Origin of the sequence: Allomuricauda sp. M10 (genome assembly GCF_020782875.1) — a bacterium.
Taxonomy (GTDB): Bacteria; Bacteroidota; Bacteroidia; order Flavobacteriales; family Flavobacteriaceae; genus Flagellimonas.
Genome location: NZ_JAJGBN010000001.1, coordinates 320,163 through 337,218, shown reverse-complemented (window position 1 = coordinate 337,218; position 17,056 = coordinate 320,163). Strand labels below are relative to the sequence as shown.

At 42.9% G+C, this 17,056-nt stretch carries 10 protein-coding genes; 5 read left to right on the top strand and 5 right to left on the bottom strand.

The genetic code is table 11. From position 1 onward, the window contains the following. Positions 1-23: 23 nt before the first annotated feature. Positions 24-872 (top strand): formyltetrahydrofolate deformylase, encoded by an 849-nt coding sequence (purU, locus tag LKX84_RS01555; RefSeq protein ID WP_228235342.1) that lies wholly within the window; start codon positions 24-26, stop codon positions 870-872. Positions 873-936: 64 nt separating this feature from the next. Here purU and LKX84_RS01550 read toward each other — a convergent pair whose 3' ends face one another. From LKX84_RS01550 to LKX84_RS01530, 5 genes are all read right to left on the bottom strand, one after another. After that, a complete protein-coding gene (locus tag LKX84_RS01550; RefSeq protein WP_228235341.1) occupies positions 937-1,638 on the bottom strand; it encodes a hypothetical protein in 702 nt (233 codons plus the stop codon). Continuing rightward, entirely contained in the window at positions 1,635-4,997 is a 3,363-nt protein-coding gene (locus tag LKX84_RS01545) for an alpha-amylase family glycosyl hydrolase (RefSeq protein WP_228235340.1), read from the bottom strand. Before LKX84_RS01545 ends, LKX84_RS01550 begins: the two co-directional genes overlap by 4 nt. 69 nt (positions 4,998-5,066) lie before the next feature. Then, complete coding sequence (locus LKX84_RS01540; protein ID WP_228235338.1) at positions 5,067-6,467, bottom strand: SusE domain-containing protein; 1,401 nt, start codon at positions 6,465-6,467, stop codon at positions 5,067-5,069. Between the two features lie 14 nt (positions 6,468-6,481). Then, the gene (locus LKX84_RS01535; RefSeq protein ID WP_228235336.1) at positions 6,482-8,029 is read right to left on the bottom strand and encodes a RagB/SusD family nutrient uptake outer membrane protein; all 1,548 of its coding nucleotides are present in this window, start codon (positions 8,027-8,029) and stop codon (positions 6,482-6,484) included. A gap of 10 nt (positions 8,030-8,039) precedes the next feature. Continuing rightward, complete coding sequence (locus LKX84_RS01530) at positions 8,040-11,120, bottom strand: SusC/RagA family TonB-linked outer membrane protein (protein WP_228235332.1); 3,081 nt, start codon at positions 11,118-11,120, stop codon at positions 8,040-8,042. Positions 11,121-11,350: 230 nt separating this feature from the next. Between LKX84_RS01530 and LKX84_RS01525 the strand changes: the two genes are divergently transcribed. The 4 genes from LKX84_RS01525 to LKX84_RS01510 all read left to right on the top strand — a co-directional run bounded on the left by LKX84_RS01525 (position 11,351) and on the right by LKX84_RS01510 (position 16,696). Then, the gene (locus tag LKX84_RS01525) at positions 11,351-12,403 is read left to right on the top strand and encodes a LacI family DNA-binding transcriptional regulator (protein WP_317206451.1); all 1,053 of its coding nucleotides are present in this window, start codon (positions 11,351-11,353) and stop codon (positions 12,401-12,403) included. A 164-nt stretch (positions 12,404-12,567) separates the two neighbouring features. Next, positions 12,568-13,920 carry an MFS transporter gene (locus tag LKX84_RS01520; RefSeq protein ID WP_228235330.1) on the top strand — a complete coding sequence of 451 codons (1,353 nt, stop codon included), beginning with the start codon at positions 12,568-12,570 and terminating at the stop codon, positions 13,918-13,920. Between the two features lie 87 nt (positions 13,921-14,007). Beyond that, the gene (locus LKX84_RS01515; RefSeq protein ID WP_228235328.1) at positions 14,008-15,867 is read left to right on the top strand and encodes a glycoside hydrolase family 13 protein; all 1,860 of its coding nucleotides are present in this window, start codon (positions 14,008-14,010) and stop codon (positions 15,865-15,867) included. Between the two features lie 127 nt (positions 15,868-15,994). Continuing rightward, on the top strand, positions 15,995-16,696 hold the full coding sequence (locus tag LKX84_RS01510) for a DUF4197 domain-containing protein (protein WP_228235326.1): 702 nt from the start codon (positions 15,995-15,997) through the stop codon (positions 16,694-16,696). Positions 16,697-17,056 lie beyond the last annotated feature (360 nt).

Sequence of the window (17,056 nt, the reverse complement as noted above, 5' to 3'; positions counted from 1 at the left end):
TTTTACCCGGTCAAATATTGGACATGAAGCTTACCATTCTTATACATTGTCCCGATCAAGCAGGTATCATCCGATCGGTGACCACCTTTATTCATCAGCAGGAAGGAAACATTGTTTATCTGGACCAACATGTGGACAAGCAGGCAGGAGTATTTTTTATGCGCCTGCAAAGTGAGTTTGAAAAAGAGTTGCCTTTGGATACATTCAAAAAAGAGTTCCAAAACGAATTGGCCGATCAATTCAAAATGGAATGGGAGGTGTATTTGGATGGATACAAACCTAAAATGGCGATTTTCGTTTCCAAATACAACCACTGTCTCTACGATTTATTGAGCCGATACAACTCTGGAGAGCTTTCGGTGGATATTCCCTTTATTTTGAGCAATCATAAAGATTTGGAATACGTTGCGGAGCAGTTCAACATACCTTTTTACCATATTCCTGTTACCAAACAGAACAAGACCGAGGCGGAGAATCAACAATTGTCGTTATTGAAACAACATCAAGTGGATTTTATAGTCCTTGCCCGTTATATGCAGATCGTTTCTCCAAAGGTGATTGATGTGTATCCTCAAAAAATCATCAATATCCACCACTCCTTCCTACCCGCCTTTATGGGTGCCAAACCCTATCATGCAGCTTTTGAACGTGGGGTAAAAATCATTGGGGCCACCAGCCATTATGTTACTGCGGATTTGGACGCGGGGCCCATCATAGAACAGGATGTAACCACGGTTTCCCATACGCATTCCGTTAACGATTTTATTGCCAAAGGAAGGGATTTGGAACGCATTGTGCTCTCACGAGCCGTTCAGCTTCATGTGGCAAGAAAGACCATGGTCTACAATAACAAAACTGTCATCTTTTCATAAAAAAATAGGGACAAAAGCCCCTATTTTCCTAACTACAAACCTCAAAAACCAATTTCCATAGACCTTATGGATTGGTCCTGAACTCAAAAATTTCGGATTGGGAGCTGTTGCCCGACGTATCGGAACTGACAACTCTCCAATAGTAAATGGTGTTCGTGTTTAGTGTGGTCGTATAGCTATTATCGTTTGTTTCACCAAGCAAAGTAATCGGCGGTGTTGCTGTATCCAAATAAATGGCATAGGACAAAGTATCCCCATCAAGGTCCGATCCAGACCATTTCAAGGTCATACTCCCTGAATCTACTGACAGTCCCATTGCCGGTGTAGGGTCATACGCTGGGAATGGTGCATAATTTTGCACTGCTGCCCCAGCATTGTAAAAACGCCAGGTATCACTCTCCGCCGTAGTGGAAGTTCCCGTGGCTTTGGAGACCACGGACCAAGAATAGGCATTACCCCTTTTTAAAGTCACCTGCAAAGTGGTATTGGTCGTATTGGAGGAACTTTTGGTACCAGATTCCAAATCCTTCAACTTTAAGGTGTAGGAATCTGTGTTTGTAGAGGCGTTCCACTGAAATGTCACCTGACTTTCCGTATCCGAAAGGATACTGCCCTCCGTACACTCCTCATTATTATCAGGATAGATCAACGTAGTTGCCGAGGGTGCTGGCACCTCCGGTTCTGGATCCGGATCATCACTTCCCCCACCACATGAAATAAATGGCAATACAAGTATTAGAAAAAGATATCTATATAATGTCTTCATTGTTTTATGATTTTGAATTCATGGGCAACATCCCTACCAAATACTTTCACCAAATACATCCCATTGGAATAAGGTGATAGGTCAACATCAAGCTTTCCATATAAAACATCCCTTTGGGATGAATACAAAAGCCTACCACTCAAATTGAACACTTGAACGGTCATGGGCGCTTCAACTTCCTTACCCAAATCCAAGGACACCATTCCCGAATTAACAATAGGGTTAGGATAGGCAGATGCCCTGTCCGAAAGCAAAAAAGTTTCTTCAAACTTGTCCTGGCAATCGACATCGGTACTGACCGATATTTTATTCACGGATTGGTCCAGTTTTAGTTCGATGGAACTGTTATCCGTCAAAAAAGATTGATCGTTGAGCTGAACTTTATAAAAAGTACCTCCATTGAGTTCCAAAGTGAGCAAATTGGTACTGTTATCCAGACTCGAGTACACCGAAAGCGCCTCAGGTTCCGTTATGGTCAGGTCAAAACACTGTTCGTAATCTGCTTGTCCGGCCACCGTAATGCAAAGCTCATAAGTGCCTGCAGAAAGATTTTCAAATATGGTGGACTGACTGAACTCCACCGAAGTTCCCGATAAAGATGCGGTATAGCTCAATGCTTCCAATGCCGTTACTTCAATGCTTCCGTTATTGCTGCCCCTGCAAGTTTCACTACTGGCAATCACGGTAAAATTATCTTCCGGAAGGGAAAACACCTCGCACCCATCTACGTTAACGGTAGCTCCTAAAGTGGTGCCTGGACAGATATCGTTGGCATCCACTACGCCATCGGAATCTTCATCTGGTGGATTATCATTAGGAAAAAGACTGGAAGGATTATTCCCAAAAATGCGATATTCCCCAGGCGCAAGCGTTATCACTTTGTTCACATCGGTCACTACGTATTTAAGGTTGTTCTCCAAAAACTCGTACCAAACCCCTGTTTCTTGAAATGCTGGGTTGATTTGTTGGGTTTCCACACCAAAATTTCCAATAATGGTGACATACCCAACTTCATCGGTTCCCGCGGATGTATCCGTGAGATGGATGGCCTTCAAACCTGAGGAATTGCCAACATCCAATGTAAAGTCCGATGTTTCAAAAATATTCTCACCAACTGACAACACAATGAGATCTTTCCAAGTGTCGTAAAGTGCTTTTCGGTCGGCATCATCAAAATATTCCCAAAGAATGGGTTTGTTGCCCGTACGGCCATTGTATTCAATGGAATAATCATAGCCCAATTCACCAAATTGCCAAATCATTTTTGGCCCGGGAACCGTAAAATAGAATGCACCTGCCAAGGCCATACGGTCCAAGGCCGTTGAAAGAGTTTGGATGTCATAGTCCCCTGAGGCATTTCCATAATTCAGGTTTTTGTACATCAACCGTTCCTCATCATGGCTTTCCATATAGGCAATATTGGATGGTGTAGTCCAGTTGTGCTCCAAATAAGATACTTGGGAAAAATCGGAACTGTCGTTCCAACCCATGGTCGCCTCGTTGTAGACACCGTTCAGATTGTTCCAGAGCATGATTCCTTTCCCTTCATCCAAGCGATATTCCGCCCATTCGGTCTCTTCCTCATTGGTGCCTAAATGTTCAAAAATCACATAAAAATCGGGATCGGCTTCCCATTGGTAATCGGCATAAAGCTTCAAGACCTCAACCCGATCGGCCTGATAACTCCCTGTACAACTCTCATCGGAAGAGGTACAGTTTTGGGTAAACCCTTTGGTAAGGTCCCATCGGAATCCATCCACATGGAACTCATCAATCCAATATTGGGAAGTACGTTTCACATAGTCGCGGGTGGCCTGTTGGCTATGGTCAAAATCGTTGAAAACACTATAGGTATGTGTGGCCACTGGATTGAAGAATGGGCTATCATCGGCGGCTTGTCCACCATACCCCCCGTTATCCGTATTCCAAAGGCGATAGTATGGGTTCTGCCCTGAGGCATGATTGTACACCACGTCCAAGAAAACGGCCATACCCCTACCGTGGCATTCGTCTATCAATTGTTTTAAAGCATCGGGGGTCCCATAATATTTGTCCAAAGCCATATGGAAGGATGGATTGTAGCCCCAACTTTCATTGCCATCAAATTCTGAAACCGGCATCAGTTCGATGGCATTTATGCCCAAGGTCTGCAGATAATCCAATCGGGCACGGATGGCATCAAAACTATGTAGCACATCAAAATCACGTACCAATAGCTCATAGATGACTAAGTCCGTTTTGGCCGGGGACACAAAACCATTATTTGTCCATACATATTCAGGGTCTCCTGTTCGTAAAACGGTAACGGCATGGTTGGTATCGCCGCTTGGGTATGCAGGCATATCCGGAAAAGTGACATCGTCAATATAAACGTCATTGTTCTCATCCAAAATCAGGGTGGAATAAGGATCGGCAATGGTTATTGACCCATCCACCACGTACTGATACATGTGGTTGTATTGAGGAGTCAATCCTGTGAGCTCGATCCAGAACCGATTTTGGGCACTATCTTTTTTTAAAAGGTAATTGTCGTCCAAGGTCCAATTGTTGAAATCCCCGATCAGATGTACCACCTCTTTACCAGTGGCATATAACACCAACGTGGCGTGAGTGTCATCCAAGGGGTCTAGGTTGATGCCATCCAGCATTCCGTTCGGCACCGCTTCTTCCACCACATTGACCACCACCATGAAATCCCGGGATAAGATATCTGTCCCATTAGTAGCAGTCAAGGTATATTGGGTATTTTCTGTAATGTTGGTATGGTTGAAGGAATAGGAGGTAATCCCATTGGCACTGTCCAACAAACTGCCGTTTGCAGTCAAGGTAAAATCTGCAGCCAACGATGAAGTTGCCGAAATGGACAAACTTTCTCCTGGTGATAAAAGAGTAAGATTCTCAGTTGGGTTGTTCAGTGTCAATTGAAAAGTACCGACATCAAAAAAGAAATCGGAGCAGCCATTGTCCTTGAATTCCTGTGTTCCCGATTCATTACGGAACACCATACCCATTCTGGCGGCCTGTTGTGCTTCCGTAGTAGTTAAGCCGTAATAATCCTCAGGCACAAAAGTGATGCTCCAGGTTCCATCGCCATTACTGGTCATTTGCCCAATACCATCATCCTGACCCCAATTACCCACTACAGCCAATCCCCATGCATCTGAAATGGTTCCTATACCTGAATGAAGGTACACTTTTGAAGGGTTCGAAAATCCATTACAATCGGTATCGGTACTATTGGCATCCACAGTGACAGTGATTTCTTCACTTACCGAAAAAGGAAAGGGCGTAATAGTTACTTGGGACCATGCAGTACATGTCCAAACAATAAGCCCTAATATCAAGTAGAATTTCTTCATAGTATCTATTAACAAATAGAGGGAAACGGCGTAGCCGTTTCCCTCCACAATTATTTATTTTAGCATTTTCTACCTTGCATTGATAGTATAGGTTGGAGATGATTCATCTGTAAGATCCATGAATATGATGTAATTTCCGGCAGTAACAGCAATGTTGTCACCTCCATTGTCCAGAATTCCATCCACTCCTGTATCACCATAATTGGTTCCCCAATCTTCATTGACCCTAAATTTGATCTCACCATCTAGCAATGTCACATTTTCAGCAACCCAAATACCTGGATTTACTTCCGTCAAGATAAAATCGGGAGTTGCCCCCCAATCATTGTAACCTGAACCAACAATACCCCAAAGGTTGGCTTCCTCCATGGTATAGGTATTGGTATTAAAATCCAATGTGATCATATAGAAGCCGGCAGTAACCACAATATTATCACCACCATTATCCAAAGTTCCATCAACTCCAGTATCACCATAATTGGTTCCCCAATCGTTGTTCAACCTGAATTTTATTTCTCCGTCTATCAATTTAACGCCCACCTTAAAAGTATCAGTAGTATAGTCGTAGAAGAACTTGGCATCAGGACCTGCTCCGCCCCAATCATTATATCCAGATCCAACAACTCCCCAAGTAAAGGCATCGATGGAATAGGTGTTGTCGTTCAAATTCAAAGTGATTTTGTAGTCTCCTGCTGTTACCACGATATTATCCCCGCCTGCATCCAGGGTACCATCTACTCCGGTATCACCAAAATTATTGGTCCAATCATTGTTTTCCCGGAACTTGATTTCACCATCCAACAGATTTACATAGGCAATATATACACCATCTGTGTTAGTTGTATAAAAAGGTGCATCCGCAAAGGCACCCCAATTGTTATATCCTGATCCCACAACACCCCAACTGGATATTTGAATGCCAGAACTACCTTCATCTGATTTTTCAACCAAAGTGATGGTCAATTGTTCAACATCCGAAGTAGTGGACATAGCATCCGTACCCTCTCCACTTCCTGCGAAGGCAGTTACCCTGAAATATACCGTACCGGTATTGTTTGGATTGCCATCATCATCTGTAGTAGATGGGTCATCATCCAATCCCAATCCTGCAGCCATGGCCAAAAGATTTTTAATGGTTACGGATGCATTGGTCTCAGAAAGGGTCCCTGAATCGTATTGATAATCCGATTCAGCATCAAAGTTTTCTGATATGGAACCCTCCAATTGATAGGAAATCTGGGTCTGAACCCCAAAATCTACCTGATTCCAGACAAAACGCTCAGCAATGTTGTTTGCAGTTTCACCTGAGAGCAGGTATTCTTCCAAAAAGGTATTTTGAAAGGCCACATTTTCAGAGGCAGCCTGCAATGTAAATTCTGGCACGAGGTCATCATTCTCACATGCAGTGAAAAATGCCAGGGTCGTTACTAACCCTAAGACCTGAACAATAAATGATTTTATATTTTTCATGAGAGTCGTTTTAATTAGAATCCTGGGTTTTGAGTTAAGTTTTCATTGGCCTCCAAAGCGGTCAATGGTATTGGAAATAATTTATAGGTATCCGGAATGGAAGTACCATTCAAGGTATTCCCTTTCCATGGCCATAAATAGCTGCTTCCCGTGAACTTGCCAAAGCGAATCAAATCGCTCCTGCGGTGTCCTTCCAGATTCAGTTCCCTTCCCCTTTCATCCATAATGAAATCGAGGGTTAGATCAGATTGGGCAACTGAAACAGCACCGGAACGGGTTCTTACCGCGTTCACATATCCCAAAGCGGTTGACAAGGTTGTACCAGCTGCACCACGAACAGCGCATTCCGCATACATCAGATAGGCATCTGCCAATCGGAACAAAGGAAAATCGGTGCTGGAAAAATAAGTGGGACTGGAAGCACTATGGAAATAAGTATTCCTAAACTTGATGGAAGGATAGCCGTCGGTCCATTTTTTGTAATCCGTCATTTCATAGCTATGTCCTTCGGTCCAGAAAAGTGCTGCACGATCATCGGTACTGTTGGCCAAATCGCCATTGTTGAACAGTCCGTACCAAGCTTTAGTGGCCCTGTGTCCGCTCCATCCATCCTCGGCACCATAATCACTCAATACCATGGTCTCGGTACCCAAACTACCGTTTACAATATAAGTAGTGTTACCATAACTTTGGCTAGTCTGTGAATCGGCCAACAATGGAAAAATGATTTCGTTGGAAAGGTTGTTGTCTCCAGAGAACAAGCCCACAAAATCGGCATCCAACGAATAGCCTCCTTCATCAATAACCTTGATTATGTAGGTTGCGGCATCATCAAAACGTTCTGTTCCGGTGTAGACCCCGGCATTCATATAAAGTTTGGCAAGAAGCATTCGGCCCACACTTTTATTTGCCCTGCCATATTCGTTTGTATCTGGCAGCAACGCTTCAGCAGCCAACAATTCATTTTCCACATAAGTGAAAAGCTCTTGCCTATCGACTTCTGGCAATGGTTCTGATGTACCGTAATTTTCCTCGGTAGCCAATACCCCTTTTCCAAAACAATCGATTAGGTAATAGTAGGCCAATGCCCTGATGAACCTTACCTCTCCTTCAATCTGATCCTTGTTATCCAGATCCACGGCACCCAAGACCAAAAGTAGGTTATTCGCTTGTGGAATGGTATAATAGATTCGGTTATAGAGGTAGCGGAAAAACTTATTGTTCTCATCCCAATTGGATGTGGTGGTCAACTGATCAAGACCATCATCCCCCCATCGGTTTTTCATGGCATCCGCCGTAAAATCTTGAAGGTTCACAATCCCTCTAAGGAATGGGGATTCCCCGGCGTCATCGTCAATATCGGAGCTTCCGGCACCATCCGGCCCAGAAAGGGCAAATGAGGCATATAATCTGGAAAGGATTCCGTTCACGGCATCTGGATCTTGGTCCAACAATTCATCCAAGGTAAGTTCTACCTGGGGTTCTGTGTCCAGATCACTGGTACATCCCTGAATCAGAAATATCAGGGACAGTATGAGATATATCGGTATTATTTTTTTCATGTCGAATAGCTTAAAAATCCACATTCACCCCAATGGTAAAAGACCTTGGCCTAGGGTAGAAATTATTATCGATTGCATTGAAATTTTCAGGATCCTGTCCATCATATTTGGTAATGATGAACGGGTTGTTCAAAGCTCCATAAAAACGCATGGATACATTTGGAATGGCGTCGTTCAAACGATAGCCCAACACAATGTTCTCACATCTTAGGAAAGTTGCATCTTCCAAGAAGTAATCAGAAAAAGGCACATTGCCCTGTACATCAACAAAGTTGAAGTTGGCCGCCCCATTGTAAAAATCAAGAACATTGGACAAACTGTTTGAATTGTTGGGAATAGCCTTATCAACCCACCCCGAAGTCAATCTTCGGGAGTTATAGACCTGTCCCCCTATTTGCCCTCTGAAGCTGGAGCTCAAATCAAAATTCTTGTAGTTGTAATTGAATCCGAAACCGAAAGTCCAGTTAGGACGAAGGGTTTTGTAATACCTGTCATCGTTGTCCACGATGCCATCGCCATTAAAATCAGCAAAAGCACCATGAATAGGATTGCCTTGGGCATCATACAATTGTCTGAATACCCAAGCAGAATAGGGTTGATATCCCACAGCGTGATAGGCGAGCCTTACACCTGTGCCGGTCGGAATACCCGATTCGCTGGCACTGATTCGGCTTACATCCTGGAGATCGGTCACTTCTGCCCTGCTATATGAGGTGTTTCCATAAAACTCTAATGACATGTTATCTTGGCTGAGCGCCTTAACGTTGAAATTCACCTCAAAACCTTTGCTCTCTGTCTCGCCAACATTCTTCACAAAGGATGAAGTAAGTGCTTGACCAGGCGCTACGGGAACAGTAGCCAACAAATCCTTGGTGGTTCTGTAGTACACGTCAAAGGATCCACTAAGGACATTGTTCTGAAAAAATCCAAAATCAAGACCCGCGTTGAACGTTTCCGCTTTTTCCCAAGTAAGGTCGGAGTTATATGGTTTTGCAGAATAAAGGGCATAGCCACTCAAATATTGACTGGTAGCGGAACCGGCCTCGAACAACGGAAGTGAAGGATAGAAGCCTACGGCACCGGTAATGTCCTGTTGACCTGTTCTACCCCAACCTAAACGCAGCTTTAAATTGTTCACCACATCCACATCTTTCAAAAAGCTTTCCTCTTTCACCTTCCAGGCCAATGCCGCTGCTGGGAAGTATCCCCAACGGTTTTCTTTGGAGAATAGGGAAGATGCATCGGCCCGAAAGGATATCGTAAGTAAATATTTATCGTAAAAATTGATGTTGCTACGACCGAAGAACGACTGTAGATTGAGCTCGTTATAATACCTGTTGGTAGGATTTTGGGCATCTATTATCAATTCCCTGATACCCGTTTCCTCATTATATTGGTATTCTTCCTTGTTTCCATCGTTCTTAAAATTTTGATAGGAGTAACCTGCCTGCACATCAAAATTTTTGATGGCACCACCCAAATCTTTCGCATAGGACAGATAACCCTCCATGGTACGGTTTACGATGTCTTGGTTTTCCCTATAATTTACACCGGGGTTGAACCGGTAATTATTGGCTGGGTCGGTAGCGGTATCATCTTGCTTATAGGTCGCCAAAGAATTGTCGGTATAGGTTTCCTTAACCTTTGCTTTGGAAGCTTCTATACCCACATTGGCCACAGCACGCAGTTCGGGCAAAAAGTGCATTTTATAGTCGAGCTCCACATTGGCCAATACCTTGCTCACTCTTTCCGGACGGTAACGTTGCATTAAAATGGCAACAGGATTCCACTGTCCATCTAGCTTTACAAAATCCCCATCCAAAACGGTGTTTTGATAGTATCCGCCAAATCGATTATCTGAGGAAGTGTCGTATATGGGTTTGGTAGGGTCCATGTTGACGGCTCCGCCCAAAGCACCACCTTCATCAATGGCATTCTTTTTGGACATGATGCCCTTGGCATTGAGATCAATTTTTAGGTGATCGTCGAGTAAACGTGGGGTCAATTTCAAAGATCCGGTGATACGTTCGTAATCACTGGTCTTTACCAAACCCTGACTTTCCGTATATCCCAATGACATACGAATAGGCACCATTTTTAAAATACTTCCCCGTGCGCTCAAGTTATGATCAAAGGAGATGGCGGTCCTATAAATGGCATCTTGCCAATCGGTGTCGGATAAAATCCGGCCTTCAACTGTATCGGTGCTCAAATCGTCAACGGCATCGGTTGTTGGATCATCGATTCCTAAAAAATTGGTGAAATCGGGATGATACTCTTGGATAAACCTTGTGAAGGCATTACCATCCATCATTTCAATTTTTTTACCCACTCTGCTCACCGTAGTGTTTGAGGCAAAATTAAACTTGAACTCCCCTGACATCCCTTTTTTCGTCGTAATAATGATTACACCGTTAGAGGCCCTTGAGCCATAAATGGCAGTGGCGGAGGCATCTTTCAATATGGAAAAGCTTTCAACATCATTTGGGTTGATCAGTGTCAATGGGTTGTTTACCCCGGCAGGATTTGTATTGTCCACTGGGATACCATCAATAACGATCAATGGATTGTTGTTCGCGGTCAGCGAAGATCCTCCACGAATCCTAATGTTTGGAGCAGAATCAGGCTGTCCACCATTGTTTGTAATACGGACACCTGCAGTTTTACCCGTCAACAATTGATCGGTACTTACAATAGCGCCCTTGTTAAAATCTTCCGTTGTAACAGAGGCCACAGAACCTGTGGCATCCTTTACCGTAGTGGTACCATAACCGATGATGACCACCTCATCCAGGGCAGTGGTATCTTCCAATAGGACAACATTCATTGAACTACCTGATACGACCACTTCCTTACTTTGAAATCCGATGTACGAGAAAACCAAGGTATCGCCCATATTGGCTTGAAGAATATAATTTCCATCAAAATCCGTGGCGGTCCCCTGTGTTGTTCCCTTAAGTAGAATACTTACACCGGGCAATGGCTCCTGAGTCGTCGCGTCTGTCACGACACCCTGAACAGTTATTTGGGCAAACTGTAGGAAAGGAACCAGAAACATGCACCAGAAAAGGTGCATCCGTCTAATTTTCATATTAAAGTTTGTTAGAGTTAATTTTTAAGATTTTGTTATATTTCACTTCCCTTTTGCTAAAATATGTAAATTGAGACCTCCTTTTTTTTGACATTTATCATGTTTGGGCACTTATAACGTTTTCAGGTTGACAAATTTTTAGTGTACTGTAACGATCAAAGTATATTTAGTTCTTAATTGACACAAAACTGGCCGCCCCACCAGAAATCCATTACAGTATGAAGCCAAAAATGACACTTAAGAAGATTGCTTCCGAACTTGGGCTCTCCATTTCAACTGTATCCAAGGCCTTGAAAGACGACAAGGATATCAGTAGGGAAAATCGCGATAAGGTCCAGGCTTTCGCCAAATTTTATAACTATCGCCCCAATAGTGTTGCCCTTAGCCTTAAGAACAAAAAAACCAAGACCATAGGGGTGATCATACCTGAGATCGTTCACCATTTCTTTGCGAAAGTGATTTCGGGGATCGAAGAAGTGGCGAATTCAAAGGAATACAATGTTATCATTGGGGTTACCAATGAATCCTTGGACAAAGAGGCCATAAACATGGAGATGCTTATAGATGGAAGCATTGACGGTTTTATCATTTCGCTATCCAAGGAAACCTTGTTGAAACATAACTTTATCCATCTTCAAGAAATCCAGAACAGAAATATCCCTATTGTCATGTTTGACCGTGTAGTGGACGATATCGATTGTGACAAGATTATTATTGACGATCGTGAAGCCGGGCAAATGGCAGTTCAAAAGCTCATTCAGATAGGGTGCAAAAGAATATTACTGTTGACCACCATGGACTACCTCACTATTGGTCGCTTGCGTACCGAAGGCTACAAGGATGCACTTCAATGGAACAACCTGGAATATGATGAGGGGCTGGTAATCAAAATTGGGGAACTTGGTGATTCCGATCAGGAACAAAGAAGTTTGGAAGATCGGATCAACAAGGTTTTTGATGAAAATCCGGATATCGATGGTATTTTTGGAGTGAACGAAATTTACGCTGTTACTGCTTTGAATGTGGCCCGAACGAGAGGATTGAATGTTCCCGAAGCACTCTCCGTGATAGGTTTTTCCGATGGTATCCTTTCCAAATATGCCAGACCACATTTAACCACGGTCAACCAACATGGATTTCAGATTGGGGAACTTGCTGCCCAAACCCTGATTGACAGACTTGAAAAGGAAGAGGACACACCGTTTACCACACAATTGGTCAAAACCGAATTGATTATACGGGACTCTACGAGACCTGGCTCCATCCAAATCAAAAACAACTGAAAAACAAGCTAGTATTTTGTGAATGGTTTCCAAATAGTGTGAAGTGAATCCCTTTTTCAAAAAAAACATATCTTTGGTTTTATCAGCGCTTATATTTTACTTTCCCTAAAAGTTAAATAGGCGGTCTAACAACCGTAAAATTGTTGATCCAATAGAAAATCACAATGTTTGAAAAGCGTCGACTAAGTTTTTGGCAAATTTGGAACCTAAGTTTCGGGTTCCTTGGCATTCAAATGGGCTTTGCCCTTCAAAATGCCAACGCAAGTAGAATTCTACAGATTTTTGGGGCAGACATCCATGAACTTTCTTGGTTCTGGATCGTGGCTCCCCTCACCGGTCTCATTGTACAACCCATCGTAGGTCATTATAGCGATAGGACCTGGAACCGTTTAGGGCGAAGGCGACCTTATTTCCTCACTGGAGCCTTGCTGGCCTCTTTGGGCCTTGTTTTAATGCCCAATGCAGATATGTTCACAGCCTTTATGCCCGCTCTTTGGGTGGGGGCCGGAATGCTCATGATTATGGATGCATCCTTTAACGTGGCCATGGAACCTTTTCGGGCCTTGATCGCAGATATTTTACCATCTGACCAGCGTACCTTGGGTTATAGCCTCCAAACCGTACTTATCGGAATTGGGGCCGTTGTGGGTTCATGGCTTCCTTATGTTTTGACGAATTGGATCGGATTGGAAAATACCGCTGGTGTTGGCGAAGTTCCCGTTAACCTTTTGCTTTCGTTTGTAATTGGAGCCATTGTGCTCATTACCAGTGTTTTGGTAACAGTATTCACGACAAAGGAATACAACCCAGAAGAAATGGCCCAATTGCACCAAGCGGAAGGTGCCGCGAATTTGGAGGAATCTCCCGGCAAACTCAGTGATATTTTTACCGATTTCCAGAAAATGCCACGAACGATGCGACAATTGAGTTGGGTACAGTTTTTTTCTTGGTTTGGGCTTTTTGGACTCTGGGTCTTTGCCCTTCCCGCCATTGCGCAGCACATTTACGGTCTAGATCCCAATGATAACCAGAGTATGGCCTATCAAAATGCAGGAGATTGGCTAGGTATTCTTTTCGGGATCTATAATGGCGTTTCGGCCATTTTTGCCTTCTTTCTCCCAGCTATTGCCAAAAAGGTAGGACGTAAAAAAACACATGCCATCTCCTTAGTTATTGGTGCTCTCGGGTTTTTGTCTATTTACATCATGCCGGATGAAAATTGGCTTATCCTCTCCATGATCGGAATCGGGGTGGCATGGGCCAGTATTTTGGCCATGCCCTACGCTATTCTTGCAGGGTCCATTCCTCCACAAAAAATGGGTGTTTATATGGGTATTTTCAATTTCTTCATTGTGATTCCCCAAATCATAAATGCTTTGATCGGAGGCCCCATGGTAAAATACCTGTACAACGAACAACCCATTTTTGCCCTCGTAACAAGTGGAATTTCCTTTTTGATCGCCGCACTATTGGTGGCAAGGGTGGATGACAAAGATGACGAAGTCGTAACCATTTAATTGGGATTTATCCCCTATTCAAAAATTATTACCCTAGAAAATTGATCCTTTTCAAACTTGAAATTGGCTCATAAAATATTCAAACGCATGAAATACAACATTTTACTATTGATGTTGATGGTCTTGACCAGCAGCATGGGCCAAGTGCAACGTGTAGAACCCCCTTATTGGTGGACCGACATGAAGAACTCTGAACTCCAATTGTTGGTACATGGAAACCAAATCAGTGAACTTCAACCTGAATTCACTCCTGAAATTACCGTCAAAAAAATTGAAAAGACCGAAAACCCGAACTACCTTTTTATTACGCTGGACACCAAGAATGTGCAACCAGGCAACTACAAAATCAAGTTCAAAAAGGGAAAGCGAACCATCTCATCCATAGATTACCAATTCTTGGAGCGAAGGGAAGGCTCTGCAGACCGAAAAGGTTTTGACTCTTCCGATGTGATCTATCTTTTAATGCCAGATAGGTTTGCCAACGGAAACCCTTCAAATGACAGCCATTCCAAAACCATCGAACTCGCCAATCGCGGTGAACAAGGTGGAAGGCACGGGGGAGATATCCAAGGAATCATTGACCATCTGGATTATATTGATGAACTCGGGGCCACCACCCTTTGGAGCACTCCACTTACCTTGGATAATGAAAAGACCTATTCCTATCACGGATATGCTTGTAGTGATCTTTATCAAATGGATCCGCGTTATGGCAGCAACAAGGATTTTGTCCGACTGACCGAGGAATTGCATCAACGGGGCATGAAACATATCATGGATTACGTACCCAACCATTGGGGATTAAGCCATTGGTTGATTCAAGACTTGCCCGCCCAAGATTGGTTGCATTATTGGGAGGGTGGTGAAAACGGTTTCAAGCGAAGTAATTACATCCAAACAAGCCAAATGGATCCGTATGCATCAACATATGATGCCGAAGGCTGCATGGACGGTTGGTTCGACTATACCATGCCCGATATGAATGAAAGCAACCCGATGGTCATCAATTATTTAGTGCAGAATGCCATATGGTGGATCGAGAGTGCCCATTTGGATGGCATGCGGGTAGATACCTATCCCTACAATGATAAAGAAGGCATTACCGAATGGGTTACTCGGGTGATGGAAGAATACCCCAACTTGAACATTGTAGGAGAAATTTTCATGCACGAAACACCACATATCGCCTTTTGGCAGAAAGACAGCGCCATTGGCGCAATCCAAGGATTCAATTCCAATTTACCTTCGGTGATGGATTTTCCTCTTCACGATATTTTCCCTGAAGTATTTAATCAATCAGAACAGAATTGGGGAGATGGCCTTTTTAAGGTTTATGATCACTTGACACAGGATTTTCTCTATCCGAACATTAATAACCTCTTGATCATGATGGGCAATCATGATGTAAATCGCATCAATCAGGCTTTTGATGGGGATGTGGACAAGTACAAGCTGGCCATCACCTTACTGGCTACTTTGAGGGGCATTCCCCAAATCTATTATGGAGACGAGATTGGGATGTTAGGTGAAAAAAGTAAAGGAGATGGGGATATCCGAAGGGATTTTCCTGGCGGATGGTCTGGTGATCCGCAAAATGCCTTTTTGGAATCTGGAAGGACAGAAAATCAAAAAGCGTATTTCGATTACACCAAAAAACTGCTGAACTGGCGTAAAAGTAAATCGGTGATCCACAAAGGAAAGACCCTTCACTTTTCTCCAGTGGACAATGTGTACGTCTACTTCAGGTATTTTCCCGAAAATCCGAAAGATGCGGTCATGGTAGTTTTGAACAATTCCCTTAAAGACCAACAAATTGACCTCACACGGTTTAAAGAGGGAATTCAGAATCATCAGAATGGAAAAAACGCGATTACTGATGAAACAGTTTCACTAGGCACTATGTTGGAAATCAAAGCAAAATCGAGTCTGGTATTGGAATTGAATTAACTCCTCGTATCCATTCAAAAGTCCAGTTCATCAAAAATGATAAGCGTGATTTTATCTAAAAAACAGAAGAACGAAGTCGTCCTTTGATGGTTTCGCAGTAATTTCACCTTAACCAAAAAGATTTATCATGAAACGAATACTAGCCTTTATTCTATTTTTCCAATTGGTAGGATGTGCCGAACTACAACAGGTTGTAAACCAATTGCCCCAAGGAACTGGAATTGGCAATGCCGAAATTGCCCAAGGATTGCGAGAAGCCTTGAACATGGGCATTGAAAAACAAGTGAACAAATTGGCCCTTGAAAACGGATTCTTCAAAAATGAATTGGTTAAAATCTTGTTGCCTGAAGAGCTTCAAAAAGTAGATAAGACCTTACGGGATATTGGATTGTCTAGCCTTGCGGACGAAGGTCTAAAAATTCTTAACCGTGCAGCCGAGGATGCAGTGGGCGAAGCCACTCCCATTTTTGTGGATGCAGTAAAGGGAATTACCTTCAACGATGCCAAGCAGATTTTGCTGGGAAACGATAATGCGGCCACCCAATATTTACAACAAGCCACCAAGACACAGTTGTACAATAAATTCAACCCCATCATCAAGAATTCGTTCCAAAAAGTAGGTGCGGATAAGATTTGGACCAACATCATCACCAAGTACAACAACCTACCCCTTACCAATGACGTTAATCCAGATCTGACCGATTATACTACCAACGAAGCCTTGGCAGGGGTATACACCATGATCGCAGTGGAAGAGAAGGAAATTAGGACAAAGGTTTCGTCCCGTACAACAGATTTGTTAAAAAAAGTATTTGCCTTACAAGATTAATTATAATTTTTTTAGAATTACGCAATAAGTTGAAAATATGTCCGTTATATACTCAATGAAATGAAATAATTATAACAAAAACCTAAAGTTAAGTTAACCTTGACATGAAGGTTTAAAGAGAATTTTGTAACGAGTTATCTGAGTTAGCATTTTTTTGAGTTAGTTAGTTAAAAAGCCAGTGTTCCCACTGGCTTTTTTTATTTCCTTCTTCCCCAATCCCCTTTTTGGAGAAACTTCCACACTAACCCACCTGCCTTTCATTGGTTGATATTAGGCAATTGGACTTCGTTAATTTTATCCTAACCCTTTGTAAGAATACCTCTCATTTTGGGCCTCATACGTTAAATTTTAGATAAAAGA

Excerpts from the sequence above, each read along its gene's own strand:
- purU (WP_228235342.1), top strand. The coding sequence starts at position 24 with ATGAAGCTTACCATTCTTATACATTGTCCCGATCAAGCAGGTATCATC.
- LKX84_RS01550 (WP_228235341.1), bottom strand. The coding sequence starts at position 1,638 with ATGAAGACATTATATAGATATCTTTTTCTAATACTTGTATTGCCATTT.
- LKX84_RS01545 (WP_228235340.1), bottom strand. The coding sequence starts at position 4,997 with ATGAAGAAATTCTACTTGATATTAGGGCTTATTGTTTGGACATGTACT.
- LKX84_RS01540 (WP_228235338.1), bottom strand. The coding sequence starts at position 6,467 with ATGAAAAATATAAAATCATTTATTGTTCAGGTCTTAGGGTTAGTAACG.
- LKX84_RS01535 (WP_228235336.1), bottom strand. The coding sequence starts at position 8,029 with ATGAAAAAAATAATACCGATATATCTCATACTGTCCCTGATATTTCTG.
- LKX84_RS01530 (WP_228235332.1), bottom strand. The coding sequence starts at position 11,120 with ATGAAAATTAGACGGATGCACCTTTTCTGGTGCATGTTTCTGGTTCCT.
- LKX84_RS01525 (WP_317206451.1), top strand. The coding sequence starts at position 11,351 with ATGACACTTAAGAAGATTGCTTCCGAACTTGGGCTCTCCATTTCAACT.
- LKX84_RS01520 (WP_228235330.1), top strand. The coding sequence starts at position 12,568 with ATGTTTGAAAAGCGTCGACTAAGTTTTTGGCAAATTTGGAACCTAAGT.
- LKX84_RS01515 (WP_228235328.1), top strand. The coding sequence starts at position 14,008 with ATGAAATACAACATTTTACTATTGATGTTGATGGTCTTGACCAGCAGC.
- LKX84_RS01510 (WP_228235326.1), top strand. The coding sequence starts at position 15,995 with ATGAAACGAATACTAGCCTTTATTCTATTTTTCCAATTGGTAGGATGT.